The sequence below is a fragment of the Phormidesmis sp. 146-12 genome (genome assembly GCF_052939495.1).
In genome coordinates, this window is the sequence record NZ_JBJPHS010000047.1 from 1 (window position 1) to 19,091 (window position 19,091).

The following is a 19,091-nucleotide window of genomic DNA, read 5'->3' on the forward strand; positions in this document are numbered from 1 at the left end:
ACTTCCCTCCTAGCTTCCTTTCTCGCTTTCCTGAGTTTTGTCAGTCAAGCAGGCAGCGCCCCTTTTCTGGGGTGAATTTGATAACTCTCTTCGTTTGAGTCGCAGATTGGGATGGCAGGGTCTTGATTGCAACGGTTGATTGTTTCCGTTAGCCGTTGGTTCTTTGAGTATATTAAGAACACTTACTCGCTGATTTTCAACAAAGACCACTTCCAACAGACTGTTAAGAATCTGTCTTATTTGGGTGACAAAACTAAGGACGATCGGGTTAGGTCAATCTCAATAAATTGCGTTTTAACTGTTTGTAAGTACTAGTTATTTCGCTTATACCAAATCAATTTGTTAATGCTACAGATCCTTCGCCCCCTAAATCCCCCATTCTGGGGGACTTTGAGAATCCGATACTTTTTTGACTCCAAGCAGTCCATCTTGAAACAAGGCAAGTATATTTTTTAATTCTTAATATTTGCGGGTCTTTCTCATCAATAGAACCTTGAAAATTGTGGAAGTCAACCGCACTAGCTTAGTCAAAAAAATCACCACCTATCCTTCGGTAAGAGAAGTGCAGAGACTCACTGAGGAAACAAAATGTAGCGGTTAAAGATTTTATGAAGCTTTTAATTGTCCACTGTAATTTAGAGCCAACATTGATATTATTCCTAAGAAGTAACGCCTATCTCTTGAAGAAAGTAAAATGGTTTCAATGACTTTTCAAAAGGTCTGGACTAAGGTTCTTCTGGGGTTTCTACTCTTAGCAAAATCAGTAACCTTGTGTAAACTTTTTTTACCTTTAAGGTTGAAGGGCTAGGGTTCAGCAGTTACCTGCATGAGACTTTCTTCTTAACTGAGCCGATCGAGACTGTTCTGCAAGTTTTGCTTGAGCAACAGTTTTTCAGCGGGTTTAAGCGTTTTTTCTTGCTCACAACTGAGGAGGAAAATCATGTCCTTTAAACAGATTCGATTTAAAAGATGAAGCACAATCTTGAACTTCAAATCTTTATTTAGACTTAAACTTTTAAGAGCAATCTGATATGGAAACAAAGAACGAGGACGGCTCAGGTCACATAGGTGATCCGATAGAAAAGAGTCTGTTAAAGCGATCGCCAGCAGTCCAAAATTTACAAACAAAATCACCTGTCTTTACGCCTCTCCCAATCGAGAAAAAGAGTTTGAAAGAAGCTCCAGAGTATCGACAAGTCGCGATTTGTACCTCTGCTTTTGAACCTCAACCTCGAAACAATTTGAGTACTAGCACCCTGATCCGGGGAAGTTGGGCATTCCTGTTGAGTCGATATAGTGGTCAAGCAAAAGTAGCCTTCAGGGTTAAGACTCTACCGACTTCTCAAGTAGTCTCTGATCGACCTGCTGATTGGGTCGCTGTCGAAGTTCCTCCTCAAGCTGCTTTGTTGCCCTGGCTTACGCAACTTCAAACACAGCAGGCTACTTCACAGACTCAAAACAATACTCAGAACAAGCAGTTTGAAGTACAAGTTTCAACGGATACCTCACTATTTGAGAGCCTACTGGTGTTGTCTGATGGTTCGATCGACCTCGACCCGCCTGAAATAATCTGTCCGCTCATTCTGTTTGCAGACATTTCGACTCTGAGCTTACGCCTTCGATACGATCGCCACCGCTTTGATGAAGACAGTATGACTCGCCTATTGGGGCACCTGCAAACCCTTCTCACTGGAATGGCGACCAACCTCCAACGGCTCCAAGACAGACGGCTCCAAGATATTCCCTATCTAACGCCTGCCGAGCGCCACCAGCTTTTAGTCGAGTGGAATCATACTCAGACAGACTATCCTAATCAATGCATTCATCAAGTTTTTGAGGCACAGGTCGAGCAAACTCCCGATGCGATCGCGCTCATTTTTCCCGCCTTCAACGCTCATCCTGAAAAGCAACTGACCTACCGACAACTCAACGATCGCGCCAATTATCTAGCTCACCGTCTTCAAGATCTGGGAGTCCGAGCCGAAACCTTTGTGGCGATCGTGATGGAGCGATCGGTGGAAACGATCGTCGCGATGCTAGGCATTCTTAAAGCTGGTGGCGTTTACGTTCCGCTTGATCCCGCTTATCCCCAGGAGCGACTGGCTTTCATGCTGGAGGATGCCCAGGTGCCTGTTCTTTTGACGCAATCGCATCTGGTCGATCGCCTCCCAATGCATCAAGCGCAATTGGTTTGTCTGGATGCTGACTGGGGGTTAGAGGCTCCTTCTCATTCAGTCGCGCCGGGTTGCTCTTTGAATGCTGACAATCTGGCTTATCTCAACTACACATCGGGTTCGACAGGCCGCCCCAAGGGTGTGACGATTCCTCATCGGGCGGTTTTGCGATTGGTGTTGGGCACCCGCTATGCGCGTCTGGATGCTAATCAAACCCTATTGCAGCTTGCTCCGATTTCGTTTGATGCTGCCACGTTTGAGATTTGGGGATCTTTGCTGCACGGGGGATGCTGTGTGTTGTTTCCCGAAAATGGTCTCCCCGATCCCCAGGATTTAGGCACCATTTTGCATCGCTACCAGGTCACAACTTTATGGTTGACAGCGGCTTTGTTTAACACCATTGTCACCAACCATCCAGAGGCTCTCAGCGGAGTCAAAGAGCTATTGACGGGGGGCGAGGCGCTGTCTGTCTTTCATATTCGACAGGCTCAACAACGGTTGCCCAATACTCAGCTTATTAATGGATATGGCCCGACCGAAGGCACTACATTTACATGCTGCTATCACATTCCAGCGCTGTTGGAGCACGAGGTGACTACGATTCCTATTGGAAGACCGATCGCCAACACCCAGATTTATATCCTGGATCAGCACCTTCAGCCTGTCGCGATCGGGGTTCCTGGAGAACTCTATATTGGGGGCGATGGGCTGGCCCGTGAGTATCTGGGTCGTCCCGATTTGACGCAAGAACGCTTTATCTCTAACCCGTTTGACCCTGAGACTCGACTTTACAAAACAGGCGATTGGGTGCGCTATCTCCCCGATGGCAACGTAGAATTTATCGGGCGAAAAGATAGTCAAGTCAAGATTCGCGGCTATCGGATCGAGTTGAGCGAAATTGAAACGGTACTGAGTCAACATGATGCCGTTCGAGAAGCGGTTGTGATAGTTCGAGAAGATCTGCCAGGTGATCCCCGTCTGGTTGCTTACATCACCCCTGATCAAGCGTCGCCCAGTCCGCGTCAGATTCAAGCCTATCTCAGCCAGCGATTGGCGGCTTACATGGTTCCCAGTGCGATCGTAGTCCTCGCCAACCTGCCTTTAACGCCCAATGGAAAAGCCGATCGCAACGCACTTCCCAAACCTGCGATCGACCTCAATTCAGACTTTGTGGCACCCAACACGCCGATCGAGAAAGAACTGGCAGACATTTGGGGGGCAATTTTGCACCTAGACCGCGTGGGAATTGCCGACAACTTCTTTGACCTGGGTGGCACCTCGATTTTGGGATTGCAACTGGCTTCTCAGATTCAAAAGCAGTTGAGTGCCAAGTTTCGAGCCGTCAAGCTCTATCAGTATCCGACGATTCGTGCTCTCGCTCACTATTTGGATCACCAGGAAACGACAGTCCAGACCGTTCAACCGCATCCAGCGATCGCGGAACCGCCAGAAGGGGTGGCGATCGTCGGCATGGTGGGTCGATTTCCGGGTGCCAACAGTGTCGAGGACTTGTGGCGCAACCTGTGTGCCGGGGTAGAGTCAACCACGTTTTTTGAAGCGAATGAGATTGATCCCAGCGTTGATCCGATTCTGCGCGATGACCCGAACTATGTGCGTGCCAGAGGCATTGTTGAAGGAGCCGAAACCTTTGATGCAGCCTTTTTTGGCATCAGTCCGCGAGAAGCAGAGGTGCTAGATCCCCAGGCGCGCGTGTTTTTAGAACTGGCTCATCAGGCGCTAGAGAATGCAGGCTACACGTCACAGTACCAGGGATCAATCGGACTGTATGCAGGCTCCGGGCAAAACACCTATTTTGAGCGACACCTTTGTCAGCGTCCAGAAATCATCGATCGCCTGGGTGCCTTTCAAACGATGTTGGCCAACGAAAAGGACTTTCTCACGACTCGCACCTCTTATAAGCTCAATTTGACGGGCCCCAGTGTCAGCGTTAATACGGCTTGTTCGACTTCTTTAGTTGCCGTCATTCAGGCGTTTCAGGGATTGCTAACGCATCAGTGTGACCTGGCGCTGGCGGGTGGGGTTTCGATTACGACTCCGCAAAACACGGGCTATCTGTATCAAGAAGGCGGGATGCTTTCTCCGGCTGGGCGCTGTCACCCTTTTGATGCGAATGCTCAGGGCACTTTATTCAACAGCGGGGCGGGAATTGTGGTGCTAAAACGGCTCACCGATGCGCTGGAAGCGGGCGATCGCATTTATGCCGTGATCAAAGGCGTTGGACTCAACAATGATGGGGCCGAAAAAGTCAGCTTCACCGCCCCCAGCGTCCAGGGACAGGCAGCCGCGATCACAATGGCTCACACTTCAGCCGGATTTGATCCAGAAACCATTACCTATGTTGAAACGCATGGCACCGCGACTCCTCTGGGTGATCCGATCGAGATCGAAGCGCTGACCCAAGCGTTTCAGAGCCAGCCAGGTGTCAGATCAGAAGGGATTCAGTATTGTGCGATCGGCTCGATCAAGAGCAACATTGGTCATGTGGTTGCGGCGGCGGGCGTAGCGGGACTGATCAAAACGGCTTTATCGCTCTATTACAAACAGCTTCCAGCCAGCCTTAATTTTGCGTCCCCCAACCCTCAGATTGAGTTTGACCACAGTCCGTTTTACGTCAATACTCAACTGACTGAATGGCAAGCCAGTCCGCGTCGAGCGGGGGTGAGTTCGTTTGGGGTGGGAGGAACCAATGCCCACGTTGTGCTAGAAGAAGCGCCCGTTGTGCCGCCGTCCAGTCCGTCTCGTCCTCAACAATTGCTGCTACTGTCTGCCAAAAATAGCACCGCATTAGAGCAGGCAACGGTGAATCTGAAGACTTATCTGCAACAGAACGCCGAAGTCAACCTGGCAGATGTCGCCTACACGCTGCAAGTCGGACGTAAAGGATTTAACCATCGTCGCTTTGTAGTTTGTCGCGATGTTGAGGAAGCAACCCATCTTCTAGAAAACAATCCAATTCAGGCACAGACTGAGATTCATAACCCCGATGTGATCTGGATGTTTCCGGGGCAGGGGTCACAGTCGATCGACATGGGTCTGAGCCTTTATCAGCGAGAAACTGTGTTTCGGGAGACGGTCGATCGCTGTGCTGAGATTTTGCAGCCCTGGTTGGGTCGAGATTTGCGAGACGTGATCTATCCCAGTGGCAACCGCGAAGAGGCGGCGATCGTGCTTCGTCAGACAATTTACACGCAGCCTGCTTTGTTTGTGATTGAATATGCGCTGGCTCAACTCTGGCTTAGTTGGGGGATTCGGCCAGTCGGCTTGATTGGGCACAGTATTGGTGAGTTTGTGGCGGCTTGTCTGGCGGGGGTGTTCTCGTTAGAAGATGCACTAAAGCTAGTGGCGACACGGGGACGACTGATGTGGGAACTGCCACCCGGATCGATGCTTTCTGTGCTGTTGCCTGCTGAGGTGATTGAGAAGCGATTGACTCAAGATCTGGCGATCGCCGCCATCAACGGCCCGTCTTTATGTGTCGTATCGGGTAAACCAGAAGCCGTATCAGCACTGCAAGCCGCCTTGGAAGCAGACGGGATTGGCTGCCGACCGCTACACACCTCTCATGCGTTCCATTCCCCGATGATGGAGCTGATTATCGAACCTTTTGCCGAAGTCGTCCGCACAGTTCCTTTGTCAGTGCCTCAGATTCCGTTTGTTTCTACTGTGACAGCGGATTGGATCACAGATGCTCAAGCAACAGATCCCCTCTATTGGGCAAATCATCTTCGAGCCACAGTGCGCTTTGCAGAAGGAGTCCAGACACTATGGCGGCATCCAGAACGGGTGTTGTTAGAAGTTGGCCCGCGCACCACTGCGACGACATTGGCAAGACAACAAGCAAAAGATCCCAAGCGACAAATTGCCATTTCATCGTTGGGCAACACCCGCGAAATCGATGCCGAGTGGACGAGTCTGCTGAGTGCGATCGGGCAGTTGTGGTTAGCAGGAGTGGCGATCGACTGGAGCGCTTTTTACAGCGACGAATATCGTCATCGGTTGCCCTTGCCAACTTATCCCTTTGAGCGGCAGCGCTACTGGATTGATCCGAAGCCTGCAATTTCTACGGCTGTCTCTCAAGATTCGCCTATTACATCGGTTGAATTGCAGCCTGTCACTGTTTCGCTCACTGTTTCACCGTCTCAGTCTAACCTGACTTCTCCTTCAAAGTTTGCCAATCCAGAACTTGCCAACCCTATGACAGACTCCCGGAAACAACGCTTGATTCCTTTACTCAAAGACGTTCTCGAAGCGACCTCTGGACTAGATCTGGTCAGCGTCGATGAAGCGACAACCTTTCTAGAAATTGGCTTGGACTCGCTATCGCTGACTCAAATTGCGTTGGCACTCAAGAAACAATTTAAGGTCAAAATCACCTTCCGAAATCTGTTGGAGGACTATTCCAACCTAAGTACGCTGGCTGAGTTTTTGGATCGCTCCCTGCCCGCAGACGTGCTTTCTGCTCCGACGGTTGTGGCTTCTCCAGCGATCGCCCCCCCTACCAACGGTTCAACAAACGGTTCAACAAACGGTTCAACGAATGGATCGACGAACAGTTCAACCAATGGATCGAATGGTCACACAGTTTCTACCTCAATTAGTTCTGAGAAAGCCAGCGCGATCGAGGCACTAGTTGCTCAACAGCTACAAATCATGACCCAGCAGCTTCAATTGTTGAGTCAGACGAATGCATCTGTGCCTCAAACTACACCATCAGAACCTTCGTCGATAGAACCCACGATCGCGCCGCCTGCCGCCCTGAATGAACCGAAACCAAAGTCTTTTGGCCCAGGTGCCAAGATCGAGAAGTCTAATAGCACCACACTAACCGCCAAACAGCAAGCCGACCTCGATCGCCTGATTGCTCGATACATTCAACGCACCCCAACCTCCAAACAGCAAACTCAACAGCATCGTCGCTATCTCGCTGATCCGCGCACGGTGTCTGGCTTTTCACCATTGCTCAAAGAAATGATCTACCCGATCGTGATTGAGCGATCGGCTGGCTCTAAGCTCTGGGATGTCGATGGCAATGAGTATGTCGATCTGACCAATGGCTTTGGACTAAACTTTTTTGGCTGGTCGCCTGATTTTGTAACAGAAGCCGTCAAAGCACAGTTAGAAAAAGGGGTTGAAATTGGCCCTCAAACGCCCTTAGCAGGCAGAGTCGCCCAGATGATCACCGAGATGACCGGAGTAGAACGGGTTGCCTTTTGTAATACCGGATCTGAAGCGGTGATGGCTGCCATGCGATTAGCGAGAACTGTGACAGGACGCAGCACGATCGCTATTTTTGCGGGGGGCTATCATGGCACCTTTGACGAAGTGATTGTGCGGAGTGGTTCTAAGCTGCGATCGCTGCCTGCCGCTCCGGGCATCATGCCGTCTATGTTTGAAAACATTCTAGTCCTGGAGTATGGCACACCTGAATCGCTGGAAATCTTGCGCGATCGTGCCGATGAGTTAGCCGCCATTATGGTTGAGCCTGTACAAAGTCGTCGCCCTGAGCTGCAACCCAAAGCTTTTTTACAAGAGATTCGTCAACTGACTGAGCGATCGGGCAGTGCTTTAATTTTCGATGAGGTGGTGACTGGGTTTCGGGTTCATCCGGGTGGCGCTCAAGCCTACTTTGGCATTCAGGCAGACTTAGTAACCTATGGCAAAGTGATTGGGGGTGGATTGCCGATCGGGGTTGTGGCGGGCAAGTCAGAATATCTGGATGCGCTAGATGGTGGCTTTTGGCAGTTTGGTGACGAGTCTTTCCCAGAAGTCGGAGTCACCTTTTTTGCAGGAACTTTTGTGCGGCATCCGCTCGCTCTGGCAGCAGCCGAAGTCGTTCTCAAACGGTTAAAAGCAGCCGGCCCCAACTTACAAAACGCCCTGGCTGAGAAAGTCGATCGCTGTGTCACACACCTGAATCAACACTTTGAGCGAGTCCAGGTCCCCCTTAAGATCAATCACTTTAGCTCATTCTTTTACGTCACGTATTCTCATGACTATGCCTATGGTGGGTTGTTGTTCTACTTGCTGCGCGAGAAGGGCGTTCATATCTGGGAATATCGTCCTTGTTTCTTTACACTGGCCCACTCCGATCGAGACATCGATTTTGTAATTCAAGCATTCAAAGACAGTGTTGCCGAACTGCAAGCGATCGGATTCTTCCCCAATCCTGGTAGCCCAACGCTACTAGGCAACGTCAGCCGCAATCAGCCCCCTCAGCCCGGTGCCCGTCTCGGTCGTGATCCAGAAGGTAATCCGGCCTGGTTTATTGCTGACCCCGATCGCCCTGGAAAATATTTACAGGTGAAGGCAATTTCATAACAGGGTGCTCATGTTTTTAGCGTGTTTTAGCCCAGAGGCAAAATCGAGGAGATATGTCTGCCAACGCCATTCAGCCCGCTCGTACTTTATTCCCCATTGACTTTTTGAAACGTAGACTCAGACAGGGGTTAGAACACACACCCATTCTGTCAGACTACTACGCTTATCATCGATTGTTTCCTCGGACTCCAAACCTTTACCGGGGAGTCTTTTCAACCTTTACTCAAGCCTCTGAATCCGTTCCCAAAACAATCTCTGTTGGCTACAATCACACCGACTTGCACAATGCTTCTCTACAACACAATCTGAATGAAGCCGACATTGGTAGATTCAAGGCGATCGACTATCCGGTGCTGGTTTGGTTGAGAGAGGCGTTTGCAGAAAATTCAGTCGTCTTTGATTTGGGGGGCAGTACGGGATATAGCTACTATGCTTACCGCAAGTACATTCCTTATCCCACAAACTTGCAGTGGATCATTTGCGATGTCCCCGAAGCGGTCAACGTCGGCAATCAACTATTAGCGCGAATCGATAGTCCAGGATTGTCTTACACGACCAACCTTGAAGACATGAAAGCGGCTGACATTCTCTTAACTTGTGGAGCGCTGCAATATTTAGAGCCTTCTCTCGCAGAGTTAATCAACCAACAATCCGCCAAGCCGCGCCATGTGATAGTGCATCACGTTCCGTTTTATCAGGGTGAACCATATATTACAGTGCAAAATCTTTGGGGATCTTACACGCCTTATAAGATTCAAAATCATGAGCAGTTTGTAGCGTCGATCGAAGCTCTGAACTATGAGTTAGTGGATCACTGGACAATCGATCGTACTTGCTCAATCCCTTTTCATCCTGAACGATTTGTCGATGCCTATCATGGGTTTTACTTTCGCCAGCCAGCGTCTACCCACCGGAGTTTTTGAATGTCAGCACCTCACTTATCACGAACTCGATCGCAGTCTCACATCCAGCAAGCGCAAAGCTTTAAGGAACAGTTCAATCGCTCCTCGTTTATGTTTTCTCACAATCTGGTGGGTAATCCTCTCTTTGAGCTTCCTCGCCTGGTTAAGTTGGCCAATACCTTGATAGAAGATGGGCCAGGAACAATTCGCTGTCAAGTTAACGATGTTCCTATTCACCTTAAATGGATGGATGCTACCCTCAAAGAGCAGTTTCAGGAACAGCTACCAGAGTACATCGCCAACATTGAGCAATCAGAATCCTGGTTACTGCTTTACAGTGTGCAACGCGACCCCGAATATGCTGCTTTGTTAAACCAACTTGTCGATGAGCTTGAGTTGTTGACGGGCGAACCTTTGCGGCAAGAAATGACCTGGTTAGATGCCTATATTTTTATTGCGTCTCCGCACTCCATCACGCCCTATCACATTGACCACGAGTCTACTTTCTTGTTTCAAATTCGAGGCGATCGAGCGTCTAATTTATTTGATCAGCGCGATCGCTCCATCCTCACCGAGCAGGAACTAGAAAACTTTTACATTGGGGATCAGGGAGCCGCCAACTACAACGCAGACAACCAAGTTCATGCCAAGGTTTACCCATTAGCTCCCGGAACGGGCGTTCATCATCCTGTCTGTGCGCCACATTGGTACAAAAATGGTGATCATTACTCCGTGGCAATGGGGGTGCATTTTGGGCTGCGATCGTTCGACCTTAGTGCCAGAGTATATCAAGTCAACCACTACCTGCGTAAATTAGGACTCAACCCGACTCCACCCGGTCAGTCTCCGCTACTGGACTCCTTCAAAATTCAAACGTTAGGGCTGTTCTCCAAGCGAAAGCCAAGCAACAAAGACGAAGTGCTGCGCTCTGGAATCAATCGAATTGTGTCAGGAGTGAAGCCGATCGCAACCTCTGTGAAGTCTGTCCTGAAGGTGTTTTGATTATTTCTAGCAGCTACTCTCAGCAACTACTCTCAGCAACTACGTTCAAAAAACGGGTGCTAGAGTCCGAGCCATTCGTTATTCATATTTTGTTCACCTGCCTCCCATGAATCTATCCTCTGCCAACATTATCCCGACTGCCGTAGATTTTGACCCCTTTGCAAATGGGGAACTGTTGCTGACTGCTCCCGCAACCGAGGCTCAACGAGAAATTTGGGCATCTGTGCGAATGGGGAATGAGGCAAACTGTGCTTACAATGAGTCTCAATCGCTGCGGCTACTAGGAGAACTAGATGTTGATGCGTTTCGGAATGCTCTCCAAGCATTAACTCAGCGTCATGAAGCACTACGAACCACGTTGAGTCCCGATGGTAATAATTTATGTCTTACAGATCATCTGAACCTTGAAATTCCCTATCTTGATTTGTCTGGGCTTTCTGTAGTGGAGCGCGATCGTCAGGTCGCAAGTCTACAAAAACAATGTGTCGAGCAGCCTTTTGATCTAGAACACGGGCCCCTGTTTCGGGCACAGATTCTCAAGCTGCAATCGCAGGAACATTTAATTTTAGTCACGGCTCATCATATTATTTGCGATGGTTGGTCTTGGGCGGTGTTGATGCCTGATCTGGGTAAGCTGTATTCTGCCCTCAAACAAGGGATTGCCCCTGATTTAGACCCTGCCGATTCGTTGAGCCACTACGCCTTGACGCTAGAGGCAGAAGCGAACAGTCCCGATGTCATTGAATCGCAAAACTACTGGCTCAAACAGTTCTCTGACTCAGTGCCCGTGTTGGATCTGCCGACCGATCGCCCTCGTCCCGCTTTGAGAACATTTGAGTCCGATCGAGTAGACTGGCAACTCTCTCCTCAAGTGGTGTCTGGTCTCAAACAACTCGGCACTCAACTTGGCTGTAGCTTTATGTCTACCATGCTGACAGGGTTTGAGGTGTGGTTACATCGCCTTACGGGACAGTCTGATGTGGTAGTCGGTGTGTTAGCCGCAGGACAAGCCGCTACGGGACTGTATAACCTCGTCGGTCACTGTGTCAATCTATTGCCAATGCGGGGTCACATTGATAGCCAACAGTCTTTTAGTCGCTACTTACAAGGGCGGCGATCGACCATTCTGGATGCCTACGATCATCAGCAGTTCACTTACGGCAGTCTGGTACAAAAGCTCAAGATTCCCCGTGATTCGAGCCGGATTCCGCTTGTTCCGGTTTTGCTCAACATTGATCAGGGTATGGATGGCGAGCAATTGCCCTTTGATGGGTTAGCGGTGGAATTCTTCTCTAATCCTCGCGCTTATGAAAACTTTGAGCTATTTGTCAATGCGACCGAACTCAAAGGAACGCTCACATTAGAATGCCAGTACAACCGCAACTTGTTTGATGCTGACACCATTCGTCGGCGCATGGCAGCGTTTGAAACGCTATTAGCGGGCATTGTCGCCCATCCCGATCGACCTATTTGCCATCTTCCGCTATTACCAGACACCGATCGCCAGCTACTAGAAAACTGGAATCAAACTCAGGCTGACTTTCCAGACCAAAGCATTCACCAACTATTTGAGGCTCAGGTTAACCGGACTCCTAATGCGATCGCACTCATCTCGGACGATCGCTCCCTCACGTATCAAGAACTAGACCATCGCGCCAATCAGCTTGCTCACTATCTACAACAACGGGGCGTTGGGTTAGAAACACTTGTTGGCATCAGTTTAGAACGCACATCAGAAATGCTGATCGCGCTATTGGGCGTGTTAAAGGCGGGTGGCGCGTATGTTCCGTTAGATCCCACTTATCCTCAAGAGCGGCTGGCATTGATGTTGCAGGATTCTCAAGTCCCGTTGCTGATCACCCAGAGCAATCTCGTCGATTTACCGACTTCTCAAGCTCAGATTGTTTATTTGGATCGAGAGGCTGCGATCGCTCAACAATCGACTGATCCGCCGACTTGTGCAAGTTCACCTGATTCCTTAGCCTACGTTATTTATACGTCTGGTTCGACAGGTACGCCCAAAGGAGTCGAAGTGCCGCATCGAGGCGTGGTCAACTTTTTGACAGCCATGCAGCAGCGTCCTGGCATTGTTCAGACAGATATCCTACTTTCGGTGACGACGCTTTCCTTTGATATCGCAGTTCTAGAACTCTTGCTGCCGTTGACGATCGGAGCCACCCTGCGCTTAGTGAGTCGGCAAGTTGCGATGAATGGAGAAGCCTTGCTCAACGCGATCGAGCAGTCAGGCGCAACCATCATGCAGGCAACGCCCGCTACTTGGAGGCTCTTATTAGCCGTCGGCTGGAAGAACACACCAAACCTGAAGATTTTTTGTGGGGGTGAAGCGTTACCCTCTGATCTGGCAGGTGAGCTAGTTAGTCGCGCTAAGGAAGTCTGGAATCTATATGGGCCGACCGAAACCACAATTTGGTCTACTTGCTATCTGATCAAAGAGGCTGCCAAACCGCTCATTGGTCGCCCGATCGCCAACACTCAACTTTACCTACTAGATGATTACCAGCAACCAGTTCCGATTGGTGTTCCAGGTGAGCTTTACATCGGGGGGGCGGGGGTTGTTCGAGGCTATCTCGATCGTCCTGATTTGACCGCAGAACGATTCTTACCTGACCCATTTAGCACTGATCCACGAGCCAGACTGTATCGAACAGGCGATCTCGTTCGCTATCTCCCAGACGGCAATCTTGAATACCTTCGGCGCATTGATCAACAGGTCAAAGTTCGGGGCTTTCGCATTGAGTTGGGTGAAATTGAAGCCACCATATTGCAGCATTCCAGCATTCAGGAAGCGGTTGTCTCAGTTCGCAACGAAGCTTCGGGAGAAAAGACGCTAGTGGGCTATCTTGTCCCCGTGAGTTCCCCGTCAGCGGATCTCATTCCCAACCTGCGACAGTTCCTCAAGGGCAAGCTCCCCGAACACATGCTGCCAACGGCTTTCATGACGCTGGAAAGTCTGCCCCTGACTCCAAACGGCAAGATTGATCGCAACGCCCTTCCTCAAATTGACTCGACAGCGCGATCGCTTCTAGAACAATACATTGCCCCTCGATCGCAGGTTGAGCAGCAGATGGCGGAGATTTGGCAGCAAGTTCTCAAGCTCGATCGCATTGGCATTCACGACAACTTTTTTGAATTGGGCGGCTACTCGCTGTTAGCGATTCAGATTGTTTCGCGGCTGCGTCCCGTTTTGCAAGTCGAAATCCCTTTACCCAGCTTGTTTGAGTTGCCGACGATCGCGGCTTTGTCAGAGCGAGTAGAAGCCCTGCGGTGGGCGAGACAAGGGACACAAATCGCAGCAGCCGACGATGAGGAAGGAGAGCTATGAGAACACTCGACAGCCTGCTCACTCAACTCCGTCACCTCGATGTCAACCTGTGGATGGAAGGCGATCGGCTTCGCTATCGGGCCGCCAAAGATGTCTTAACTCCGGACTTGCTCGCTCAAATGAAAGCACACAAGCCTGAAATCATCGAATTTTTGCGTCAGGCAGTCACTGCGAATACTCAACTCCCGGCGATCGTGCCCCTCGATCCAGATCAACTTCGCCCTCTTTCTTTTGCTCAACAGCGCTTCTGGTTTTTGCACCAATTTGAGCCTGATAGTTCGTCCAATAACATGCCTGTGGTGGTGCGCTTGACGGGGCGACTGGATGTTGTGGTTTTAGAGCGAAGCCTTCAAGAAGTCGTGTGGCGGCATGAAGTTCTGAGAACAACGTTTCCAGAAGTAGAAGGACAACCGACTCAAGTTATTAGCCCGGATGCTGTCATTGATCTACCGATCGTCGATCTCCAAAACCTTCCGTCAGACCAGCGTGACGCAGAAGCGTATCGACTTGCAACAGAGGAAGCCCGCCGTCCGTTTGACTTGCTGAATGGGCCGATTTTGCGCTTGCTCCTACTGCGATTGAGTGCCCAAGATCATCTGCTGGTGTGGAATATGCACTGCATGATTTGTGATGGATCTTCTTCGGATGTGTTTTATCAAGATCTGACGGCTCTCTATGCGGCGTTCTCGGTGGGTGACCTTTCTCCTTTAGAAAATAATCTACCGATTCAGTATGGTGACTTTGCTCACTGGCAGAGACAATGGCTACAAGGGGACGTATTAGAAACCCAGGTTAACTACTGGAAGCGCAAGCTAGAAGGCAACTTACCGCTGATCCAACTACCTTACGATCGTCCTCGTCCTCTCACCATTCAAACGGGGCGCGGCGATCGTAGTGCCAAAATGCTGCCCAAGTCGCTCAATGAGGCGTTGAATGCACTGAGCCAACGGTTAGGAACCACTCTCTTTATGACGCTGTTAGCTGCGTTTGAAGTGTTGCTTTACCGCTACTCTAACCAGGAAGATTTGCTAGTTAGTTTTGCCAGCGCTGGACGAGGACAGATTGAAACAGAGCGATTGATAGGATTCTTCTCAAATACATTGATTCTAAGAACCAGTCTGGCAGGCAATCCCACGTTTCGAGAACTTCTGAATCGAGTGCGTGACGGCTCGATCGCAGCCTATGCTCATCAGGACTTACCCTTTGAAAGACTCATTGATGAACTACAGCAACAAAGTCTACTACCGCTATTTCAGGTGAAGTTTACGCTCAATCCGCCTTGGTCAAATGGTCGAGGTATGGCTGCTGTCAGCCTTCCCGATCTGACGATGACTTCTCTGTTTGGCTACATCTACCACGGAGAAACGAAGTACGATTTGATGCTAGTCATGCGCGAACAAGATGAAGGGTTTGGCATGGTGTTTGACTACAATGCCGAATTGTTTGACGCAAGTACGATCGCTCGGATGCTCGACCAGTTTCAAATCCTACTAGAAAGCATTGTTGCTAACCCAGATCAGGCTATTGCAACCTTACCGCTTTTGACTCAGACAGAGCAGCAGTTTTTGGTAGCCATTGACACAACCACTCAACCTCCCTGTATTCATGAAGTCTTTCAAGCTCAAGTAGACCGAACTCCCGATGCCGTTGCAGTGACGTTTGGGCATCAGACTCTCACCTATCGACAACTCAACCATCGCGCCAATCAACTCGCCCACTACCTACAAAGCTGGGGATTACAATCAGGCGATCGGGTCGGCATTGATTCAGACCGATCGCTAGAAACCATTGTAGGACTGTTAGCAATTCTCAAAGCAGGGGGCGCTTATTTGCCTCTGGCACCTGGTCAAAGCCAATCAGAACTATCGTTGTTGTTGACAAAGAAACCTGCGGATCACTCAAAGCGATCGATATCGAACCAAACGCCGATCGTCTATCTGGACGACTGGGACAAACTCAGCCAGCATAGTCCAGAAAATTTAATTGGGTATTCGAGCGATCGCGCTGCCTATATTGCGAATGCTGCCCACGATCGATTTCAGGGATTTGGTATTCCACATTCACAGGTCGTTAAAACGGCTACCAACCCGTTCGTCGAGTTGAGTCGTCAGGAAGTTGTCCTACAATTTGCTCCGCTCACTTCTGGAATGGCAGCCTTTGAGATCTGGAGTAGTCTACTAAACGGCGCACAGCTTGTCATCGCTCCGCCTCACCTTGTAGTTGATCAATTGGGTCAATTCCTTCAGCAGTCTCAGATCACGACGCTCTGGCTGGCTCCTCGCTTGTTAAATCGTCTGATTGATCAGCAGATCGAAGCCTTTACATCCGTGCGTCAAGTGTTAACGGGAGGTGATGTTTTATCGGCTTTCCACCTTCAAAAACTCCAGCAAAACTTTCCAACCTGTCAACTGATCAACGTCTATCAACCTTCTGAATCTTTGCCGATCGCTGCCCACTATCCGATTACAAAATCCACAATTCCCACACCAATTGGACACCCGATCGCATCCACCCTATGTCTACTAGATGCCAATCTACAACCCCCTGCGATCGGCGTTCCGGGTGAGATCTACAGTGCGGGGTTGCTGCCTAATTGTTCTGACTCGATGGCAGAAATTGTCCATCCATCCACAAATCAACCGCTGTATCCAACGGGAGAATTGGCTTGCTACTTACCAGACGGCACGCTTGAGCAGATAGGAACACTGGCTACAATTCAAGGCTTTCGAGTTCAGTTAAGTGAGGTGGAAGCTGCGATCGACACCCATCCCCAAGTCCAAGAAGTCGCAGTTTTGTCTCAAAAAGATCTGGCTGGAAACGATCACTTAGTTGCGTATGTAGTGCCTCATTCAGTATCAGAACTCACTAGCCACGAACTTTATCGCTTTCTCAAACAGACATTGCCGACCTACAGGCTACCTTCGGCCTTTGTGTATTTAACGACGCTGCCGCTTACAGACAGAGGCACCCTCGATCGCTCCCAACTACCCAGCGTAAACGATCGCCAGTTTGCTCAACAACTCCAAGCCACCTTTGTCACCTCGCGAGACGACCTGGAACTTCAGCTTACTAAGATTTGGGAGGATGTGTTGGGCGTGGGAGCGATCGGGATTCGAGATAACTTTTTTGAACTGGGGGGACATTCTTTGTTAGCCGTTCGCCTGTTTGCAAAAATTGAAGAAGTTCTCAACAAAAAGCTTTCACTCTCAACGATTCTACAGGCTCCGACGATCGAGACTCAGTGCCAACTCATCCGCGATCAGGGGTTTGCACCACCCGCACAGTGGCTTGTTCCGCTTCACCAGGGAACTGCTAACACACCGCCGCTATTCTGCATCTATGGCATCTTGCTCTACTACACTCTGGCGCGTCATCTGGGTGACCAAACTGTTTACGGAGTCTATCTGCAAGAAGAAGTCGATCTTTTACTCAACGATGAAACTGCGTCACCGCTCAAGAATGTTCCCCAGATTGCCAGCTTGTACTTAGAAAAGATTCGCACCATTCAGCCCGTGGGCCCCTACTTGCTGGCGGGTGAATCCTTTGGAGGAGTTGTCGCTTATGAAATGGCCCAACAGCTACAAGCCCAAGGAGAACAAGTGTCTCTACTCGCTCTATTAGATACGCAAGTGCCCAACAACACCCTGAGACTGCCCTGGTATCAACGATCGTTCCTCCACTTTTCTGAACTATTGAACAAAGGGCCCAGCTATCTCATTCACAAGCTCAAACCTAAGCTCAAGTCTTATCTACCCCAGACGAGCGATCGTCGCTCCCAGTTTCGTTGTCAAGTTGGCAACCACTATGTTCCGCAGCCCTACTCCGGCAAAGTTACCCTATTTAGAGCCATGCAGCGCAGCCCCTTTGAATCAATTACCATCGACCCGACCTTTGGCTGGGATGCGATCGCCCTGGATGGAGTCGAACTGTACGACATTCCCGGCGACCACCTGGGAATCTTGCAAGAACCCAACGTCCAAATTTTGGCAAAAGATTTAAGAACCTGCATTGATCGCACGCAGATTGGCGATCGCAGCCTTCGTCAAACGTGATGCTTGCCAAACTGTCTCATGGTCATCCCCCAGACAAGGACATAATCTGGTAAGACTAATCTCATAAATATCTCAAGACAAAAAATATCGGGACGGCTTTTCTTCACCCCTTACTTCACTAATGCCATCCAGCGTTACAATGCCTGATCAAATCGTCCGCATCAAAAGGTTTTCATCTATCGCCTTGACTTTGACTGTGACACTTGGGGCGGCGGACTGCCTGCCTGCTGATAGTCAGACGGCCCTTCCTCCGGTCACGCCCTACCATCAACTCGGTTCTGCAACTTTAGGGGTCGCCCCATCCGAAAATGCCTACACGCTGGGGCCGGGCGATCTCGTTCGCGTAGATATGTTTGATGCCCCCGATCTAAAATTAGAACCCCGGTACACCGTTTTAGTCGATGGATCGCTCAATTTGCCCTGGGTGGGGACAGTGTTTGTTCAAGGATTGACGCTAGAAGAAGCCGCTAAGGCCCTGTCACAAAGCTATGCCCGATTTATTCGCAAGCCGCTGATTACCCTTAGCTCGATCTCACCGCGACCGCTCAAAATTGCTGTTTTGGGGCAGGTGAATCGTCCCGGTTCCTATATCATCAGCCCGATCGGAAATGAAACCTCGCGATCGAACCTAAGTGAACGATCAACCGTCGATACCGGGAGCCAATGGCCGACTGTGACCAAAGCCATCCAAACTGCTGGAGGCATCACACAACTGGCCAACGTTCGCAAAATTCAGGTGCGCCGTCCTCAAAGAAGCGGCCCTGAGCAAGTCTTTGACATCGACCTCTGGAAATTTTTGCAGGCCGGGGAGCAGCGTGAAGATCTGGCGCTACGCGATGGAGACTCGATTATCATTCCAGAAGCCACCAATCTTGACCCCGCAGAAGCCACCGAAATCGCCACGAGCAACTTTTCCCCCGAAATCATCAAAGTCGGCATTGTTGGAGAAGTCGTCACCCCCGGATCGGTTTCTATTCCCCCCAATACGTCGCTCAATCAGGCAGTCTTGGCAGCAGGAGGATTTAAGAGTGGACGATCGCGCCGCGATGTAGAACTGATTCGCCTCAATCCCAACGGCACCGTTACTCGTCGCAATATCTCCGTCGATTTTTCTCAAAACTTAGATGCCGCCAACAATCCTGCCCTTCGTAACAACGACATTGTGGTGGTCAAGCCCACTGCCCTGGCTAGAACTTCAGACTTTTTAAGTGTTCTATTTAGTCCCATTACCGGAACGCTGGGAGTGCTGAAGCTTTTGGGATTTTGACGCGAGGTTTGG

6 protein-coding genes are annotated in these 19,091 nt (G+C 50.0%); all 6 read left to right on the forward strand.

What is annotated here, in order from left to right:
• The first annotated feature begins 1,031 nt into the window (after window positions 1–1,031).
• Entirely contained in the window at window positions 1,032–8,513 is a 7,482-nt protein-coding gene (locus ACKFKF_RS19235) for an amino acid adenylation domain-containing protein (protein WP_446869175.1), read from the forward strand.
• Between the two features lie 53 nt (window positions 8,514–8,566).
• Window positions 8,567–9,436 carry a TIGR04325 family methyltransferase gene (locus ACKFKF_RS19240; RefSeq protein ID WP_446869176.1) on the forward strand — a complete coding sequence of 290 codons (870 nt, stop codon included), beginning with the start codon at window positions 8,567–8,569 and terminating at the stop codon, window positions 9,434–9,436.
• Window positions 9,437–10,417: a hypothetical protein gene (locus ACKFKF_RS19245; protein ID WP_446869177.1), complete on the forward strand. Its 981-nt coding sequence runs from the start codon at window positions 9,437–9,439 to the stop codon at window positions 10,415–10,417.
• 106 nt (window positions 10,418–10,523) lie between these two features.
• The gene (locus tag ACKFKF_RS19250) at window positions 10,524–13,760 is read left to right on the forward strand and encodes a non-ribosomal peptide synthetase (protein WP_446869178.1); all 3,237 of its coding nucleotides are present in this window, start codon (window positions 10,524–10,526) and stop codon (window positions 13,758–13,760) included.
• Window positions 13,757–17,812 (forward strand): non-ribosomal peptide synthetase, encoded by a 4,056-nt coding sequence (locus ACKFKF_RS19255; protein ID WP_446869179.1) that lies wholly within the window; start codon window positions 13,757–13,759, stop codon window positions 17,810–17,812. Before ACKFKF_RS19250 ends, ACKFKF_RS19255 begins: the two co-directional genes overlap by 4 nt.
• Before the next feature lie 196 nt (window positions 17,813–18,008).
• Entirely contained in the window at window positions 18,009–19,079 is a 1,071-nt protein-coding gene (locus ACKFKF_RS19260; protein ID WP_446869215.1) for an SLBB domain-containing protein, read from the forward strand.
• Window positions 19,080–19,091: the final 12 nt, after the last annotated feature.